The 17892-nt window shown below is 65.1% G+C and carries 17 protein-coding genes; 9 read left to right on the forward strand and 8 right to left on the reverse strand.

What is annotated here, in order from left to right:
• Positions 1-224: 224 nt before the first annotated feature.
• The 7 genes from NDI72_RS09880 to phnG form a co-directional block, all read right to left on the reverse strand.
• Positions 225-839, reverse strand: a complete 615-nt coding sequence (locus NDI72_RS09880; protein WP_206544489.1) for a DapH/DapD/GlmU-related protein — start codon at positions 837-839, stop codon at positions 225-227.
• A complete protein-coding gene (phnL, locus tag NDI72_RS09885) occupies positions 836-1543 on the reverse strand; it encodes a phosphonate C-P lyase system protein PhnL (protein WP_283800364.1) in 708 nt (235 codons plus the stop codon). The genes NDI72_RS09880 and phnL overlap by 4 nt, the downstream gene beginning before the upstream one ends.
• Before the next feature lie 2 nt (positions 1544-1545).
• On the reverse strand, positions 1546-2322 hold the full coding sequence (gene phnK / locus NDI72_RS09890; RefSeq protein WP_206544491.1) for a phosphonate C-P lyase system protein PhnK: 777 nt from the start codon (positions 2320-2322) through the stop codon (positions 1546-1548).
• Between the two features lie 127 nt (positions 2323-2449).
• Positions 2450-3337, reverse strand: a complete 888-nt coding sequence (locus NDI72_RS09895; RefSeq protein ID WP_206994337.1) for an alpha-D-ribose 1-methylphosphonate 5-phosphate C-P-lyase PhnJ — start codon at positions 3335-3337, stop codon at positions 2450-2452.
• A complete protein-coding gene (locus tag NDI72_RS09900) occupies positions 3334-4449 on the reverse strand; it encodes a carbon-phosphorus lyase complex subunit (RefSeq protein WP_113153990.1) in 1116 nt (371 codons plus the stop codon). The genes NDI72_RS09895 and NDI72_RS09900 overlap by 4 nt, the downstream gene beginning before the upstream one ends.
• Before the next feature lie 3 nt (positions 4450-4452).
• On the reverse strand, positions 4453-5064 hold the full coding sequence (gene phnH, locus NDI72_RS09905; RefSeq protein WP_206994336.1) for a phosphonate C-P lyase system protein PhnH: 612 nt from the start codon (positions 5062-5064) through the stop codon (positions 4453-4455).
• Complete coding sequence (gene phnG, locus NDI72_RS09910) at positions 5064-5531, reverse strand: phosphonate C-P lyase system protein PhnG (RefSeq protein ID WP_283800365.1); 468 nt, start codon at positions 5529-5531, stop codon at positions 5064-5066. The genes phnH and phnG overlap by 1 nt, the downstream gene beginning before the upstream one ends.
• 120 nt (positions 5532-5651) lie before the next feature.
• Here phnG and phnF point away from each other — a divergent pair, with 120 nt between their 5' ends.
• The 9 genes from phnF (at position 5652) to NDI72_RS09955 (ending at position 16030) form a co-directional block, all read left to right on the forward strand.
• Positions 5652-6416, forward strand: a complete 765-nt coding sequence (gene phnF, locus NDI72_RS09915; RefSeq protein ID WP_206544494.1) for a phosphonate metabolism transcriptional regulator PhnF — start codon at positions 5652-5654, stop codon at positions 6414-6416.
• 124 nt (positions 6417-6540) lie between these two features.
• The gene (locus NDI72_RS09920; RefSeq protein WP_283800366.1) at positions 6541-7767 is read left to right on the forward strand and encodes an ABC transporter substrate-binding protein; all 1227 of its coding nucleotides are present in this window, start codon (positions 6541-6543) and stop codon (positions 7765-7767) included.
• 21 nt (positions 7768-7788) lie between these two features.
• Entirely contained in the window at positions 7789-9468 is a 1680-nt protein-coding gene (locus tag NDI72_RS09925) for an ABC transporter permease (protein WP_283800367.1), read from the forward strand.
• Positions 9461-10123 (forward strand): ATP-binding cassette domain-containing protein, encoded by a 663-nt coding sequence (locus NDI72_RS09930; RefSeq protein ID WP_283800368.1) that lies wholly within the window; start codon positions 9461-9463, stop codon positions 10121-10123. Before NDI72_RS09925 ends, NDI72_RS09930 begins: the two co-directional genes overlap by 8 nt.
• Complete coding sequence (gene hrpB / locus NDI72_RS09935) at positions 10123-12582, forward strand: ATP-dependent helicase HrpB (protein ID WP_283800369.1); 2460 nt, start codon at positions 10123-10125, stop codon at positions 12580-12582. Before NDI72_RS09930 ends, hrpB begins: the two co-directional genes overlap by 1 nt.
• 38 nt (positions 12583-12620) lie before the next feature.
• Positions 12621-13955, forward strand: a complete 1335-nt coding sequence (locus tag NDI72_RS09940) for an ActS/PrrB/RegB family redox-sensitive histidine kinase (RefSeq protein ID WP_283800370.1) — start codon at positions 12621-12623, stop codon at positions 13953-13955.
• A gap of 53 nt (positions 13956-14008) precedes the next feature.
• A complete protein-coding gene (locus tag NDI72_RS09945) occupies positions 14009-14575 on the forward strand; it encodes an ActR/PrrA/RegA family redox response regulator transcription factor (RefSeq protein ID WP_113153999.1) in 567 nt (188 codons plus the stop codon).
• A 187-nt stretch (positions 14576-14762) separates the two neighbouring features.
• The gene (locus tag NDI72_RS09950) at positions 14763-15410 is read left to right on the forward strand and encodes a S24 family peptidase (RefSeq protein ID WP_206548684.1); all 648 of its coding nucleotides are present in this window, start codon (positions 14763-14765) and stop codon (positions 15408-15410) included.
• The gene (locus tag NDI72_RS09955) at positions 15410-16030 is read left to right on the forward strand and encodes a thermonuclease family protein (RefSeq protein WP_283800371.1); all 621 of its coding nucleotides are present in this window, start codon (positions 15410-15412) and stop codon (positions 16028-16030) included. The genes NDI72_RS09950 and NDI72_RS09955 overlap by 1 nt, the downstream gene beginning before the upstream one ends.
• Positions 16031-16108: 78 nt before the next feature.
• On the opposite strand, the gene NDI72_RS09960 is transcribed toward NDI72_RS09955, so the two are convergent.
• Positions 16109-17767, reverse strand: a complete 1659-nt coding sequence (locus NDI72_RS09960) for a lysine--tRNA ligase (RefSeq protein WP_113156143.1) — start codon at positions 17765-17767, stop codon at positions 16109-16111.
• Between the last annotated feature and the right edge of the window lie 125 nt (positions 17768-17892).

A 17892-nucleotide genomic window follows, 5' to 3' on the forward strand; every position in this document is an offset into this window, starting at 1 on the left:
CATCGCGCAGATGCAGGCGCATAGAACACGCGGACGGGCGTTCCTGTCAATAAAAACATGACAATCATATTCAGGGAAAGCTGCGACCCGTTGGCGCGGCGATGAGAGCATCGGACCGGAAAGCGATAACCGGCTTCCGGTTTCTCCGATGCTCCATCAATAAATCGGATCTTCTTTTACGCAATTCCGGACGGAAACCGGTTCCCGCTTTTCCTGGAATTGCTTTAGCCGCCGTGCTTTTCCAGGAATTCCTCCGCGTTCAGCGAGCGGAAGTCGTCCAGTGCGGCGCGCAGCCGGTCATGGTCCCAGTCCCACCAGGCAAGCGCCTGATAGCGCTCGGCGGTTTTGCGGTCGAAACGCTCGCGGATCGGGCGGGCGGGAACGCCGCCGACAATCGTGTAGGGCGCGACATCCTTCGACACGACCGCGCCTGCGCCGATCACCGCGCCATCGCCGACGGTGACGCCGGGCAGGATCGTGCAGCCATGGCCAAGCCATGTGTCGTGACCGATCCGCACCATGTTCTCCCGCCGCCATTCGAAGAACTGGGCGTCATGCTCGGCATCCGGCCAGTAATCGCCGGAGCGGTAGGTGAAATGGTGCAGAGTCGGCCGCCATGTGGGGTGGTTCGTGGCGTTGATGCGCACGGCGGCGGCGATGTTGGAGAACTTGCCGATCTGCGCGCACCAGACGCTGCAGTCCTGCGTCATGTAGGAGTAGTCGCCGAACGCCGTTTCCTGCACGCGGGAGCGCTCGCCGATTTCGGTGTAGCGGCCGAGTGTGGACTCGACGACCTTTGCGGTGGGGTGAATGGCCGGCTTTTCCGATAGCTGTTTCATGCCGCTTTCCTGCCTGGTGCGAAGTCGGTGACGTCGATGATGCGGTCGGCGACGATCTCGCGCACATCCTGATCGTGGAAGATGCCGAGAAGGGCGACGCCCGCCTTCTTCTTCTCGTCGATCATGGAAACCACGATTTCGCGGTTTGCCTTGTCGAGCGAAGCGGTCGGTTCATCGAGCAGCAGAACGGGGTGGTCGGTGATGAAGCCGCGGGCGATGTTCACGCGCTGCTGCTCGCCGCCGGAGAAGGTGGCGGGCGGCAGATCCCACAGGCGCTCGGGCAGGTTGAGGCGTTCGAGCAGCATCTCGGCCCTGCCGCGGGCGGTTTCCAGAACTTCGCCGCGCGCGATGAGCGGTTCGGCCACTACGTCACGCGCGGAAACGCGCGGCACGGCGCGCAGGAACTGGCTGACATAGCCAATCGTGTCGCGGCGGATGGCGATGACGGTGCGCGGATCGGCGGTGGCGAGGTTCACCAGATTGCCGTCATGGCTGACGATCACCTGACCGGTGTCGATGGCGTAGCTGCCATAGATCATCTTGAGGATGGAGCTCTTGCCGGCGCCCGAGGGGCCGCCAAGCACGGCGCATTCGCCAGCGGAGAGCGAGAAGGAGACATCGGACACCACGGGCAGGCGGATGCCGCCCTGGAGATGCATGGTGAAGCTCTTGCAGACTTCGGAGATGACGAGGGGCGTTGCCATGATCACACCTGCAGGATGGAGGAAACGAGAAGCTGGGTGTAGGGCGCCTGCGGATCGTCGAGCACCCGGTCGGTGAGGCCGCTTTCGACCACGTGACCGTCCTTCATGACGATCATGCGGTGGGAGAGAAGGCGGGCGACCGCGAGGTCGTGGGTAACGACGATGGCGGACAGGCCAAGCTCGTGAACGAGGCCGCGCAGGAGATCGAGCAGGCGGGCCTGCACCGACACGTCGAGACCGCCGGTCGGCTCATCCATGAAGACGAGGCGCGGGCCGGTGACGAGGTTGCGGGCGATCTGCAGGCGCTGGCGCATGCCGCCGGAAAAGGCGCGCGGCTGGTCGTCGATGCGGTCGCTGGAGATCTCCACGCGGCCGAGCCAGTCGGTGGCGGTGGCGCGGATGTCGCCATAGTGGCGCTGGCCCACGGCCATCAGCCGCTCGCCGACATTCGCGCCGGCGGAAACCGTCATGCGCAGACCGTCGGAGGGGTTCTGGTGCACGAAGCCCCAGTCGGTGCGCATCAGGAAGCGGCGTTCGGCCTCACTCATGCGGTAGAGGTCGTGGAAGGCCCCGTCGCGCATGCGGTAGGACACGGTGCCGGAGGTCGGCAGGAGGCGGGTGGAGAGGCAGTTCAGGAGGGTGGTCTTGCCCGAGCCGGACTCGCCCACCACAGCCAGAACCTCGCCCGGCCACAGGTCGAAGGAGATGTCGTTGCAGCCGATACGGTTGCCGTAAAATTTCGAGATGGAGCGAACGCGAAGCAGCGGTTCGTCAGTCATTGGATTTCTCCGCGAATTTTCAAAAGTTTGCGCAGCCCCTCATCCGCCTGCCGACGCCTCCTCCCCGCCGACGGGGAGAAGGAGGAGGGCCGCGATCCGGGCGCTGTCATCGATGCGCTGTCGTTTCTCACGTTGCAGCCTCTTCGCCGGACAGATGTCCGCGATGGCCTTCGGCGCGGCGCGCCTCGCAATTGTCGGTGTCAGAGCAGACGAACATGCGCCCGCCGCGATCATCGAGAACCACTTCATCGAGATAGACATCCGTGCCGCCGCACAGCGCGCAGGGCTCATCGAAGGTCTGCACTTCGAAGGGGTGATCCTCGAAGTCGAGGCTTTCGACCCGCGTGTACGGCGGAACGGCGTAGATGCGCTTTTCGCGGCCTGCGCCGAAAAGCTGGAGCGCCTTCGACATGTGCATTTTCGGATTGTCGAATTTCGGCGTCGGCGAGGGGTCCATCACGTAACGCCCCTCGACCTTGACCGGATAGGCGAAGGTGGTGGCGATGTGGCCGTGCTGGGCGATGTCCTCGTAGAGCTTCACATGCATGAGGCCGTATTCCTCAAGCGCATGCATCTTGCGCGTCTCGGTCTCGCGTGGCTCGAGGAAGCGCAGCGGCTCGGGGATCGGCACCTGATAGACGAGCACCTGACCGGCTTTCAGCGGTTCTTCGGGAATGCGGTGACGCGTCTGGATGATGGTGGCGTCGGCGGTGTGGGTGGTGACGTCCACATTGGCGACCTTCTGGAAGAAGGCGCGGATGGAGACGGCATTGGTGGTGTCGTCCGCGCCCTGGTCGATGACCTTGAGCACATCGTCGGTTCCGATCACCGATGCGGTGACCTGCACGCCGCCGGTGCCCCAGCCATAGGGCATTGGCATTTCGCGGCTGGCGAAGGGCACCTGATAGCCGGGAATGGCGATGGCCTTGAGGATCGCGCGGCGGATCATGCGCTTCGTCTGCTCGTCCAGATAGGCGAAATTGTACTGGGCGATGTTGTCGGTGTGGGCGTTCATTCGGCGGCCTCCCGGCGCTCGGTGTCTGCGGCTGCGCCCTCGCGGCGCTCCTCGTATTCGCGGCGCATCTGGCGGACCAGACCGAGCTCGGCCTGGAAGTCGACATAGTGCGGCAGCTTCAGGTGCTCGACGAAGCCGGTCGCCTGCACGTTGTCACAGTGCGAAATGACGAACTCCTCGTCCTGCGCCGGTGCGGTGATGTCTTCATCCAGCTCGTTGGCGCGCAGCGCCCGGTCGCACAGCGACATGGCCATGGCCTTGCGTTCCGACTGGCCGAACACAAGCCCGTAGCCGCGGGTGAACTGCGGCGGCACTTTCTGCGAGCCCTTGAACTGGTTGACCATCTGGCACTCGGTGACGCGGATGCGGCCGAGCGTGAGCGGGAAATCGAGTTCCGGCACGTCGATCTCCACATCCACCTCGCCAATGCGGATCTCGCCGGCGAAGGGGTGGTTGCGGCCATAGCCGCGCTGGGTGGAATAGCCGAGCGCCAGAAGGAACCCCTCGTCGCCACGCGACAGGGCCTGAAGGCGCTGGTCGCGCTCCATGGGAAACTCCGGCGGCTCGCGGGTGATGTCGCCGGGCTCACGGTCTTCCGGCAGGGAGCCGTCTTCCTCGATCAGGCCTTCATTGGCGAGAATGTCGGACACACGCGGCATGGCTTCTTCGGCTTCGCTGCGGGCCTCGGGCGCTGCCGGTTCGGCGTCCTCGGCCAGTTCCGGGTCAAGCAGACGGTGCGTGTAGTCGAAGGTGGGGCCGAGAAGCTGCCCGCCGGGCAGATCCTTGTAGGTGGCGGAGACGCGCCGCTCGACCAGCATCGCCGCCGTGTCGACGGGGCGCGTATAGCCGAAGCGCGGCAGGGTGGTGCGGTAGGCGCGCAGAAGGAAGATCGCCTCGATCATGTCGCCGCGCGCCTGCTTGACGGCAAGTGCCGCGAGGCCGGTGTCGTAAAGCGAGCCCTCGGACATGACGCGGTCGACGGCAAGCGAAAGCTGGCTGGCGATCTGCTCGAGCGTGATGGCGGGCAGGTTGCGGTCGCCGCGGCGACGGTCGGCCAGAAGCCGGTGCGCGTTCTGGATGGCGGCTTCGCCGCCCTTGACGGCTACATACATGGCTCAGGCCTCCTGGCTGGTGATGCGGGTGGAGCGGGGCAGGGCCGCAAGGCCCTCGCGGCTGACCAGGATCAGGTCGATGCCGCGCGGAAAGCGGGCGTGGTTCTGCGCCCACTGGCGGGTGAAATGACGCGGCATGGGACGGGGCGCGAGGCGCGCCTCGTTTTCGATGCCGGGGCCGTCGAGAACCAGTTCCTCGCCGCCCGAAAGGTCGTTCACCTGAAGAACGAGCGTTGCCGAGCGGTCGGGATATTCCTGCGAGCCCTGGGCAAAGTTCTCCAGCCCGATCAGGTGCTCGGGATCAGCCGCCAGGATGAAATGCGCATCGGCCGGCGTGTTGGCGAGCGGCGCGCCGGTGTGGAAGGCGAGCCAGGCGCGGACCGCCTCATCGCCCGCAAGCGCGGGGTCAAGCCAGATCGGCGTGTCCTGATCGCAAAGCGCCAGCGCGACGGCTGCGGCCTCGGGCGTCAGCGGTGCGGGCGGCTTGGCGAGCGCAATGCCCCTGTGGATCGTGCCGGGCTCGGCCATGGCCTGCATGACGGCGCGAAAAATGGTCTGGGCGTCGAAGACCGGGTTCTGGAAACCGCCTTCGATGGCGATGGAATCGAGCGTCATCAGTCCTCTCCGCGAACCATGGTGAAGAAGTCGACCTTGGTGGCCGCCGTTTCGGCGCGACGGGTCGCGTCAGCCTCGATGCGGCGGGCGCGCAGCGGTGCGAGGATCTTCTCCTCGATCCGGGCTTCAAGGTCAGGTTGCTGGCGCAACGCGTCGATGAGGGCGGCAACCCGCACCTTCATTTTCTCGCGGCCAAGCGCATAGGCGTGGCCAACCTCGCCGCCGGGAAGCTTGACGGTGGCGCGCGTGACGGTGGCTTCGCCGAAGTTGAACGGCGCGCCGCCGCCGCCCATGCGGCCGCGAACGGTCACAAGGCCGGTTTCAGGTCCGCGCAGCGTTTCGGCCTCGTCGGGCAGCCCGGCTTCGTTCCAGAGGTGCATGAGATCGGCGCCGCTCGCCATGGCCAGCACCGCCATCGCTTCGCGCCGCCGCTCGGTGACCGCCTGTCTTTCCTGTCGTGAGACCATGATGTCTCCTTCCTCGTTCGCCAATTTGTCTATTGTTCTAGACAACCAAACATATTATGGGTTTTGCCTAACGGGTGTCCATGACGCGTTGATGACAGCGCAGCCGGGGAGAACGGGATTTTGGCGCAGGCGAAGAAAAAGGAAGCGGTGATCGAGCGGCGCAGCGGCGTTGCGCTCTGGCGGCAGATCGCCGACCGCATGCGGCGCGAGATCAGTGAAGGTCTTCTGGGGCAGGGAGGGCGCATGCCGCCGGAAGTGGCGCTTGCGGAGCGCTTTGGCGTCAACCGGCACACGGTGCGCACGGCGATTGCGGCGCTTGTGCAGGAAGGCGTTTTACGCGCAGAGCAGGGGCGCGGCACCTTTGTCGAGGGACGCAGGCGGCTGGCCTATCCCATCCGCAGCCGTACGCGTTTTTCGGAAGGGCTGGCGGGGCAGTCGCGCGGGCTCGCCGCCGATCTGCTCGATCATGCGGTGGAGCCCGCGAGCCTTGATGTTGCAAAGGCGTTGTGTCTTTCGCCCGGCGCGCCGGTGATCCGGCTGGAGACGCTTTCGCATGCCGATGGACGGCCCGTTTCCCGCGCCCGTGGCTGGTTCGACGCAGAGCGGTTTGCGGGCATGGCGGAAATTTTTTCGCGAACGCGCTCGATCACGGCCTCGTTCCGGGAACTGGGCCTTGCCGATTATCTGCGCCACAGCACCACTGTAACAGCCCGGCACGCAGAAGCGGGCGATCTGAAAGACCTGCAGCTTTCGCCCGGCGCGATCGTTCTGGTGACCATTGCCATCAATGTGGATGCGCAGGGACAGCCCGTGCAGTATTCCGAGACCCGCTTTGCCGCCGACCGTATCGAGTTGCACATACCCGGCGCGGACGAGACCGGCTGAGAGCGCACATCACCCACAACTCACCGCGAAGTGACCGCAGCGCGAGGTGGTTTGCGTTGATTTGATCCGCCCTGACGTGCTCTATCCCAACGGGTTTCAAACAAGGGCAACAAAGGGGTTTCGCTTGCGCGCACTGCTATTCTCGACTGCACTTCTGGCCATTGGCGCGGTTCCAGCCGCCGCCGATACGACGCAGCCCGATCCCTCGAACTGGGATGCGGTTCTGAAGGATGCGCGTGGCGAAACGGTCTATTTCAACGCCTGGGGCGGTTCGCAGAACATCAACGATTACATCGAGTGGGCGGGTGACGAACTGAAAGAGCGCTACGGCGTCACGCTCAGACATGTGAAGCTTGAGGATACGGCCAGCGCGGTCGCCACCGTGGTGGCGGAAAAGGCCGCCGGTCGCGATACGGGCGGAACGGTCGATCTCATCTGGATCAATGGCGAGAACTTTGCCGCCATAAAGCAACAGGGGCTGATCCTCTCGCCGGGCTGGGCGGAAAAGCTTCCCAACTGGGCCTTTGTGGATGTCGAGAACAAGCCGACCATCCGCACCGACTTCACCGTGCCGGTGGAAGGGCTGGAAAGCCCGTGGGGCATGGCGAAACTTGTCTTCTTCTACGACACCGCGCGCATCCATGTGGAAGACCTGCCGCAGGATGCCGACGGGCTGTTGAAATGGGCGCAGGAAAACCCCGGCCGCTTCTCCTATCCGCAGCCGCCGGATTTCATAGGCTCTTCCTTCCTGAAGCAGGTTCTGGCCGAAACGGTCGAAGACCCGGCATTGCTGCAAAAACCGGTCGATGAAGATGCGTTCGATCAGGTGACGAAGCCGCTTTTCGACTATCTCGATGCGCTGAACCCGGCCATGTGGCGCTCCGGCCGTGCCTATCCGCAGAATTACCCGGCGATGAAGCAGCTTCTGGCCGATTCCGAACTCGACATCATCTTCGCCTTCAATCCGGCTGAAGCCTCGAACGCCATTGCCAATGGCGAGCTGCCGGACACGGTGCGTTCCTTCACCTTTCCCGGCGGCACGCTGGCCAACACCCACTTCCTGACCATCCCCTACAATGCTTCGGCGAAGGCGGGGGCGCTGGTGGCTGCCAATTTCCTGATGTCGCCCGAGGCACAGGCGCGCAAGCAGGATCCAGCCATCTGGGGCGATCCGACGGTGCTCGCGCTCGACAGGCTGGATGTGAATGACCGCGCCCGCTTCGACGCCATCGATCTCGGCGTCGCAACGCTGCGGCCCGACGAACTCGGCCCGGCGCTGGACGAGCCGCATCCGAGCTGGATGGAGCGCATCGAAACCGAGTGGAAACGGCGCTATGGGGTTGGAAATTAGCCAAGGCATGGGACCAGCCTGATGCTGACGCGCCTCGGTCCCTTTCTCGCCATCGGGCTTCTGACCGTTCCGGTCGCGTTCGGGCTGGCCGGCACTTTGTTGCCGGCCTTCGGCTATCTGCCGGCGCTGGGTGGCATGGAGTTCGGGCTTGCGCCCTTCGCCATGCTGTTTTCCGAGCCGGCCATTTTCATGTCGGCGCTGATGAGCCTCGTCAGCGGGCTTGCGACGGCGGCGATCTCGCTTGCGGTGGTGATGCTTTTCACCGCCGCCTGGGGCGGCACGCGGCTCTTTGCACGCATCCAGCATCTGATTTCGCCGCTGCTTTCCGTGCCACATGCGGCCAGCGCCTTCGCGCTCGCCTTTCTCATTGCGCCGTCGGGCATGATCGCGCGGCTGATCTCACCGGGGTTGACCGGCTGGGAGCGCCCGCCCGACCTCCTGATCGTGCATGATCCGTTCGGCCTGTCGATGATGGCGGGCCTGATCGTGAAGGAAATCCCGTTCCTGCTTCTCGTCACGCTGGCCGCACTGCCGCAGGTGAAGCCGGCGCGCATGCGGGCGCTCATTGCATCAATGGGATATGGGCGCATCTCCGGTTTCGTGTTCGGCCTCTGGCCGTCGATCTATCCGCAGATCCGTCTGCCCGTTTTCGCGGTCATCGCCTTTGCCACATCGGTGGTGGATGTGGCCACCATTCTGGGCCCGACCACGCCCGCGCCGCTCGCGGTGCGGCTGGTCGACTGGATGAACGATCCCGACCTCTCCATGCGCTTTCTGGCGTCGGCGGGGGCGGTGCTTCAACTGGGCGTCACGGCCGCCGCAATCCTGATCTGGATCGGCTTCGAGAAGCTCGGCGCGCGGCTGCGCGACCGGTTTTCCTGCGCCGGGCGGCGCTTTCGGCGCGACAGTGTTCTGCGCTGGGGCGCGCTGGCCGCGATGCTTGTGTCTGCCGGCGCAATCTTTGCCGGGCTTGTGGCGCTCGGCCTGTGGTCGGTGGCGGGCCTGTGGCAATATCCCGACCTGCTGCCGGCGCGCTTCGATCTGCGCAACTGGATGCGGGTTCTGCCCAATCTGGTGGAGCCGCTGGCAACCACTCTGTTCGTTGCGTTCATCTCCACATTCGTTGCGGCGGTGATCGCCATATTGTGTTTCGTGCGGGAGGATGAGATGGGGCGTCCGCCGGGGCGGGGCGCGCTGGCGCTTCTCTATCTGCCGCTTCTGGTGCCACAGGTGGCGTTCCTGTTCGGGCTCCAGCTTCTCTTCATCCTGACCGGTGTGGAGGCGACGCTGGCGGCGCTCGTGTTCGCGCATCTCGTCTTTGTGCTGCCCTATGCCTGGCTCGCCCTGAAAGACCCCTGGCGGGCCTTTGACCGGCGCTACGACCAGATTGCGGCGGGGCTGGGCAAGGGGCCGGTGCGGCGGTTCTTTCAGATTCGCCTGCCGATGCTGGCGCGGCCGCTTCTTGCCGTTGCGGCCATCGGCTTTTCGGTGTCGGTGGGGCTCTATCTGCCCACGGTGCTGATCGGCGCGGGGCGGCTGACGACGATAACCACAGAGGCGGTGGCGCTCGCCTCGGGTGGCAATCGCCGCGTGATCGGCATCTATGCCTTCATGCAGATGGTGCTGCCGGCCGCCGGCTTTGCCGTTGCCACAATCGTACCGGCGCTGATATTCCGCCGGTATCGCGACATGCATGTTTGAACGGACACGGGATTTGACGGAAGCCGGACTCTTCATCGACCGGGTGACGATTGCGCTTGAAGGGCGCGAGATCGTTTCGCTGACCAGACGGGTTGCGCCCGGCGGGGTGCTGACGGTCATGGGGCCGTCGGGTGCGGGAAAATCGACGCTGCTCGCCTATATTGGCGGGTTTCTCGATCCGGTGTTTTCGGCGCGTGGCAGGGTTTTCGTCGATGGAACCGAGGTGACGGCGCTGAAGCCTGAAGACCGGCATGTGGGCGTGCTTTTTCAGGACCCGCTTCTGTTTCCGCATATGAGTGTGGGCGGCAATCTGATGTTCGCGCTGCCGGAGGCGGTGCGCGGCCGCGCGGCGCGGGCGGCGCGTGTCGCACAGGCGCTTGAGGGCGTGGGCCTTGCGGGGCTTGAGACGCGCGATCCGGCAACGCTGTCGGGCGGGCAGAAGGCGCGGGTGGCGCTGGCGCGTGTGCTGGCCTCTTCGCCGCGCGCCCTGCTTCTGGATGAGCCCTTTTCCAAGCTTGATGCGGAATTGCGTGCACAGACCCGCGAACTGGTCTTCTCCAAGGCGTGCGATAGCGGGCTGCCGGTGCTTCTGGTGACGCATGACGAGGCCGACGCGGAGGCCGCCGGCGGCGACATCGTGCGGATTGGCGCGTGATGGAGAGACTGAAACTCCCCGATCTTCCGGTAACGGAAGTGCTGCCGGCGCTGAGCGCGGCGCTGGAGACGCAGGGCAAGGCGGTGCTGGTCGCACCGCCGGGAGCGGGCAAGACGACGCTTGCGCCGCTCGCGCTTCTGGACGCCGAATGGGCGTCGCGCGGGCGCATCGTGCTTCTGGAGCCGCGCCGGCTCGCCGCGCGGGCTGCGGCCCGGCGCATGGCGGCGATCCTTGGCGAGGAGCCGGGCGAGACCGTCGGCTACGCCATGCGCATGGAGCGAAAGGTCTCCGCCAGAACCCGCATTCTCGTGGTGACGGAAGGCGTTCTCGCGCGCATGATCGTCGATGATCCGGAACTTTCCGGCATCGCGGCGGTGCTCTTTGACGAGTTTCACGAACGCTCGCTCGATGGCGATTTTGCGCTGGCGCTGGCGCTCGATGCGCAGGCCGCATTGCGGCCGGACCTGCGGCTTCTGGTGATGTCGGCCACGCTTGACGGCGCGCGGGTGGCGGCGCTTCTTGGCGATGCGCCGGTGATCGAGAGCGAGGGGCGCAGCTTTCCCGTCGAACTGCGCCATGCGGAACGGCCCGCCGGCGAGGCCATCGAGGAAACGATGGCGCGGGCGGTGCGCACGGTTCTGGCGGAGGAGGAGGGCAGCGTGCTTGCCTTCCTGCCCGGTCAGCGCGAGATCGAGCGAACGGCGGAGCGTCTTGCCGAACGGCTGCCCGCCGATGTGGACATCACGCCGCTTTATGGCGGTCTTGACGGGCGGGCGCAGGATGCGGCCATCCGCCCGGCGGATGCGGGGCGGCGCAAGGTGGTTCTGGCGACGGCCATTGCGGAAACCTCGGTCACCATTGACGGCGTGCGCGTGGTGATCGACAGCGGCCTGTCGCGGCTGCCGAAATTCGAGCCCTCAACGGGTCTGACGCGGCTTGAAACGGTGCGCGTTTCGCGCGCTTCCGCCGATCAGCGGGCGGGTCGCGCGGGGCGCACCGCGCCGGGCATTGCGCTTCGGCTCTGGCGGGCGGAACAGACGGCGGCGCTGCCCGCCTTCACGTCGCCGGAAATTCTGGAGGCGGATCTGTCGGGCCTGCTGCTCGACTGCGCTGCTTTCGGCGTGAGCGATCCGGCTTCTCTTTCCTTTCTCGACGCGCCGCCGGCTGCGGCGGTTGCCGAGGCGCGCAGCCTCTTGCAGCGGCTTGACGCGCTGGACGAGGCGGGGCGGCTGACGGCGGCGGGCGAAGCGATGCGCAGGCTCGCCCTTCCGGTGCGGCTGGCGCATATGGTGGCGCGCGCGGCGGAAGATGGTCACGCGCTGGCCGCAGCCGAACTCGCCGTTCTCCTGTCGGAGCGCGGGCTGGGTGGCCGGTCTGCCGATCTGGACGACCGGTTGCAGCGCTTCCGCAGGGAGCGGGGTGCGCGGGCGGAGCAGGCGCGCCGACTGGCCGCGCGGCTTGCCAGGTCTGCCGGTGGCGAACGCGCCGGCGATGCGCCGCATGCGGGCGCTCTGCTCATCAACGCCTGGCCCGACCGCGTTGCAAAGGCGCGGGGCGCACATGGGCATTTCGTCATGGCGAATGGTCGTGGCGGCGTGCTTGCACCGGAGGAGCGGCTTGCCGGAAGCGCCTTTCTGGTCGTCGCCGATCTGCAGGGGCGGGCGCAGAATGCGCGCATCGCCTCGGCAGCGGCGATTGACGAAGAAGAAATCGTGGCGGCACTCGGACATCTGATCGAGGAGGTTACCGAGACACGCTTTGACCGGAGCGCGGGCACGCTCAGGCAACGACGGGTGCGCCGGCTGGGCGCGCTGGTGCTGGCCGAGCAGGTTTTGCCGCCGCCATCGGGCGCTGCCGCCGACCGCGCGGTGATCGACGCCGTGCGGGCAAACGGGCTGTCGCTCCTGCCATGGGACAGGGAGACGAAGGCGCTCCGGGGCAAGCTTGCCTGGCTTCATGCGGCGAAGGGCGATCCATGGCCGGACATGTCCGACGAGGTGCTTCTCGACCGGCTGGATGACTGGCTTCTGCCCTTTCTCACCGGCGAGGCGTCGCTTTCCAGACTGGCGCCGCACATCCTGCGCGAAGGGCTGACTGCATTGGTGCCGCACGAGTTTCAAAGGCGCATCGGCAGGATGGCGCCCAGCCATTATGACGCGCCTTCGGGCAGCCATGTGCCCATTCGCTATGAGGCGGAGGGGCCGGTTCTGGCGATCCGCGTGCAGGAGCTTTTCGGCCTGACCGAACACCCGACGGTGGCCGATGGCATTCCGCTCAAGCTGGAGCTTCTGTCGCCGGCGCACCGGCCAATCCAGACCACGCAGGACCTGCCGGGCTTTTGGGCCGGATCGTGGGCGGATGTGCGCGCCGACATGCGCGGGCGCTACCCCAAGCATGTCTGGCCGGAAGATCCGGCGAACGCAGCCGCGACACATCGCGCCAAACCGCGCAAAAAATAATTCTTGGAGTGCGGGCGGACTTCCCCCATAACGCCGCCATGCTTGAGGATATCAGGGCACACGATCCGAGCCACGGCCTGCGGCTCAACACGCTCATCAAGCTGCGCTGGCTGGCGATCATCGGTCAGAGCGCGGCGGTGATCGTTGTCGCCTTCGGGCTCGACTTCCCGCTGCCGGTGGGCATGTGCTTTGCGCTGATCGCGGCATCCGCCTGGCTCAACGTGCATCTGGCGCTCAGATATTCCGTGGCGCACCGGCTTGCGCCGCTGCCCGCTCTCGGCATTCTTACATTCGATGCGTTTCAGCTGGCGGGCCTGCTCTACATGACGGGCGGTCTCACCAACCCGTTCTCGCTTTTGATGACGGTGCCGGTGGTGATCTCGGCCACATCGCTGCCGTTGCGCTGGACTGCGCTTCTTGGCTTTCTGGTGGTGGCGCTGACAACGGCGCTCGCCGTGTTCCATCGCCCGCTTCCCTGGTTCCCGGGGACGGAGCTGGTGATGCCGCTGATCTATATCATCGGCGTGTGGATCGCCGTGGTGTCGAGCATCGCGTTTACCGGTGTTTATGCCTACCGGGTGGCGAAGGAGGCGCGGCTTCTGGCCAATGCGCTCGCCGCCACCGAACTCGTGCTGCAGCGCGAACAGCATATTTCGGCGCTGGACGGGCTGGCGGCGGCAGCCGCGCATGAACTCGGCACCCCGCTTGCCACCATTGCACTGGTGGCGCGCGAGATGGAGCGTGCGCTTGGCAATGACGACCGCTTCAGCGAAGATGTGACGCTCCTGCGCACCCAGAGCGAGCGCTGCCGCGAGATCCTGCGCCAGCTCACCAGCCTGTCATCGGAGGGCGAGGCGCATATGGCGCGGCAGCCCTTCACCTCGCTGATCGAGGAAACGGCGGCCCCGCATCGCGATTTCGGCATCGATATCCGTCTGGAGCCCGGCGTGACCGACGGGCCGGAGCCCGTGGGGCGGCGCAATCCCGGTGTGATCTACGGGCTTGGCAATCTGGTCGAGAACGCAGTCGACTTCGCGAAAGAGAGCGTGACGATCCGCTGGCACTGGGATTCCTACAAGGCCGGCCTTCTGGTGATCGATGACGGACACGGCTTCCCGGCTGAAATCCTTGACCGGATCGGCGAACCCTATATGTCCAAGCGCGCGCCGGGCTCCAGCAGTGGCGGCGGGCTCGGGCTTGGTCTGTTCATCGCCAAGACGCTGCTTGAGCGCTCGGGCGCACAGATTCGTTTTGGTAACCTCGCCGAAAGCGGAAAAGGCGCTTATGCCGAGGTTATCTGGCCCAGAGCCGTATTTGTTGCTCCGGATAACAATCTGGAAATGGGCGAAAATAGTCCTAAATTGGAAAGCTGACAGATTTAGGCTAGAAAGATTCTAGGAAGAGTAACGTGCTGAACGTGTTGGATATGACAAGCGACACCGTGGAAGACCCGGACGCCGCTCTGGGCGAAGACCGCTCCCTTCTCATCGTTGATGATGACAAACCCTTTCTGACGCGTCTGGCGCGGGCGATGGAAAGCCGTGGTTTCACGGTGGAAACGGCCGAGAGCGTGGAAGAAGCCGTTGCGCGCGCAAGGGCCACGCCGCCGGCTTTCGCCGTGGTCGACATGCGCCTTGCCGATGGCAATGGCCTCGACGTGGTGGCCACCATCCGTGAAAAGCGCAAGGATGCGCGGACGGTCATTCTGACCGGTTATGGCAACATCGCCACGGCCGTGACGGCGGTGAAACTTGGCGCTGTCGATTATCTGGCAAAGCCTGCCGATGCCGACGACATATACGCCGCCCTGACGCGGCAGTCGGGCGAAAAGGTTGCGCCGCCGGAAAATCCGATGTCCGCCGACCGTGTGCGCTGGGAGCATATCCAGCGGGTTTACGAGATGTGCGACCGCAACGTTTCGGAAACGGCGCGGCGTTTGAACATGCATCGCCGCACACTGCAGCGTATTCTGGCCAAGCGCGCTCCGCGCTGACCGTGACGTGATGCCCCCTGCATGGTGCAGGGAAGCCCGCAATGTCACTTGATAGTAAGTCGGCTTAATTTGCGGGTGTGGCGCGTGTGGCGGCAAGCATGGGTTTGTGGACAAGCCCTGCCGCCGGCGCTAAAAGCAAAAGACAGGTATATTTTCCTGTCTCTTTGATACCGGAAGGATGTGTCGCGTGCTTTCGCACGACAAGGTCTGGGCAGCCATAGACGCGCTGGCGGCGCGTCACTCGCTTTCCGCCTCCGGTCTGGCCCGGAAGGCAGGCCTGGATTCGACTGCCTTCAACAAGTCGAAGCGCCTTTCAGCCGATGGACGCCCGCGCTGGCCGTCAACCGAATCCCTGTCGAAGATCATGCTTGCCACGGGCACGACGCTGTCGGAGTTCTTTGCGCTTCTGCAGCGTGACGCTAGGCCCACCGAACCTTATGGAAATCCACCGTCCAGCGTGCCTCTGATCGGCTTTGCGCAGGCGGGCGCCGGCGGTTTCTTCGACGATGCCGGGTTCCCGCTCGGCGAGGGCTGGGAGCAGGTGGATTTGCCGGGCGCAGCGCGCGAAGGCGCCTATGCGCTTCAGGTGCAGGGTGAATCCATGATGCCGCTCTATCGTGACGGCGACACGCTGATCGTCGATCCCACGGCCCGCTTACGGCGCGGCGATCGTGTGGTGGTCAAGACGGCGGGCGGCGAGGTCATGGCCAAGGTTCTGCTGCGGCAGACGAGCGAGCAGGTCGAACTGCTTTCGCTGAACCCCGAACATCCCAATCGTGTGATCGAGATAGCGCAGATGGAATGGATGGCGCGTATCGTGTGGGCGAGCCAGTAATGAAGAGGGCAGGCGTTCTTTCACTGGCGCTTCTTTCTGGCGCTGCTGCACTCCTGACGCCCGGTTCCGCGCAGGCGCAGGAGCGCCGGCAGCCGCGTGTCATCGCGCCGGAGCTTGTCGCGCCGCCGCCGATCGATTCCACCGGGCTTGAACGGGCGCAGCCCCGCGAGCCGCTCAGCGTGCTTGCAGGCCCCGCTCCCGAGCCCAAGCCGCAGGACACGCTCTATTATCGGCCTGTCGCCATTGCGGCGGGCATGTTCGAATCCGAAGGGCGCACCATCACGATTGCCGGCATCCGCGTCATCGGCGCGGACCAGTCCTGTGATGCGAGCAGTGGCGGCGCATGGCTTTGCGGCAAGCGGGCGCGGACGGCGTTTCGCTATTGGCTTCGCGGGCGCGCGCTGGAGTGCCATGCGGAAGGCGGGGCGGCGAATGAGGCTGCTTCCGATAATGAGAGCGATGCGCCGATGCGCTGCTCGCTCGCCGGTTACGATGTGGGCAGCTGGCTGGTTGAAAATGGCTGGGCGCTCGCAAACCCAGATGGCCCTTACGCCGAAGAGGCGAAGGCGGCCCGCAATGCCGGCAAGGGCATATTCAGCGGCGGGCCTTCCGGCTCGTAATCCGAGATCTTGAAGGGACTGGCCTCTTCCCGCTCAAGAAGCGCGACTCAGGGAGCGCGAAAAGGCCAGATCCGTTTGTCAGGCCGACAGCTCGTCGTTGAGCGCGGCAGTGATGAGGCCGCGCGTTTCGGCGATGCCGTAAAGCGCTGCGAAGGAACCGAAGCGGGGACCGCGTTCCTGGCCCAGAAGCACCTGATAGAGCATCTGGAAGAAGGCGACCGAGACACCCGGCCCGCCATTCGGGCTCTTGCGCTTGTGGTCCTGATATCGCTCGATGCCGCGCGCCACATCCAGAATGGCGTTCTGGATGGCTTCGCCATCGGCGTCGGCCGGCAGTGCGCCAAGGGCTTCGTTGATGCCGGCAAGCGCCTCGCGCTCGACCTCGTCGGGCGCGCGGAACGCCTTGGACGGCTTCACGAAATCCTCGAAGTAACGCAGCGCATAGCCGGTGAGACGGTCCAGCTCGGGATGCGTCTGCGGCGTGACGCCGGGCGCATAGCGCGAGATGAAGCCCCACAGAACGTCCGTGTTCTGCGCGTTGGAGGCGCTGACCAGATTGAGCAGCAGCGCAAACGGCACCGGCAGTTCGATTTCCGGCGGTGTGCCGTCATGGATGTGCCAGACCGGGTTGCCCAGACGGTTCTTCCAGTCCTGACGGTCATAGGCCGACAGGAAGGTGTAATACTCGTCCACCGCGCGCGGGATCACGTCGAAATAGAGCTTCTTGGCCGCTTTCGGCTTCTGGAACATGTAAAGCGAGAGGCTCTCGGTCGGGGCATAGGCGAGCCACTCGTCGATGGTCAGGCCATTGCCCTTGGACTTGGAGATCTTCTGGCCGTTCTCGTCCAGGAACAGTTCGTAGTTGAAGCCTTCCGGCGGCTTCTTGCCAAGTGCTGCGCAGATCTGCGCTGCCAGCTTGACGCTGTCGATCAGATCCTTGCCGGACATTTCGTAATCGACGTCCAGCGCGGCCCAGCGCATGGCCCAGTCGGGCTTCCACTGCAGCTTGCAGTGGCCGCCGGTCACGGGCGTCTCGAACAATTCGCCGCTTTCGGGATCGCGCCAGACAATGCTGCCTGCGTCGAGCTTGCGCTCTTCCAGAGCGACCTGCATCACCACGCCCGTCTTCGGGTGGATGGGCAGGAAGGGCGAATAGGTCTGCGCGCGCTCCTCGCGCAGCGATGGCAGCATGATGTCCATCACCGCATCGTAGCGCTCGAGCATGGTGAGCAGCATTTCGTCGAAGCGGCCGGCGGCGTAGTACTCGGTCGAAGAGGCGAACTCGTAGTCGAAGCCGAACCGGTCGAGGAACGCGCGAAGCCGGGCGTTGTTGGCCGCGCCGAAGGATGGGTATTCGTTGGAGAACGGGTCCGGCACCTTTGTCAGCGGCTTGCCCAGATGCGTGCGCAGCATCTCCTTGTTGGGCACATTGTCCGGCACCTTGCGCAGGCCGTCCATGTCATCGGAGAAGCACAGGATCTTGGTCTTGATCCTGTCTTCGGTGAGCACGCGGAAGGCATGGCGCACCATGGAGGTGCGGGCCACTTCGCCGAAAGTGCCGATATGCGGCAGGCCCGAGGGGCCGTAGCCCGTCTCGAAGAGCACGGTTTCGGGGAAGCCGCCTTCGTAGCGTTTGACGATTTTGCGCGCCTCTTCGAAGGGCCACGCCTTGCTGTCGGCTGCGGCCTCAATCACTTCGGGCGTCAATTCAAGCGCGTCCTGGCTTGCCGTCGTCATGTCGCTTTCCAGAATTTCGTTTCGATCAAGGGCCAAGCCTGTAAGGCGGCTCAGCCGGTGCGTCAATCGAAGCGACGATTTTTCATTGCGGCATGACGCCCGGCTACCTACTTTCAGGCTCCCTT

Source organism: Nitratireductor sp. GZWM139, from assembly GCF_030068685.1.
GTDB classification, from domain to species: Bacteria; Pseudomonadota; Alphaproteobacteria; order Rhizobiales; family Rhizobiaceae; genus Nitratireductor; species Nitratireductor aquimarinus.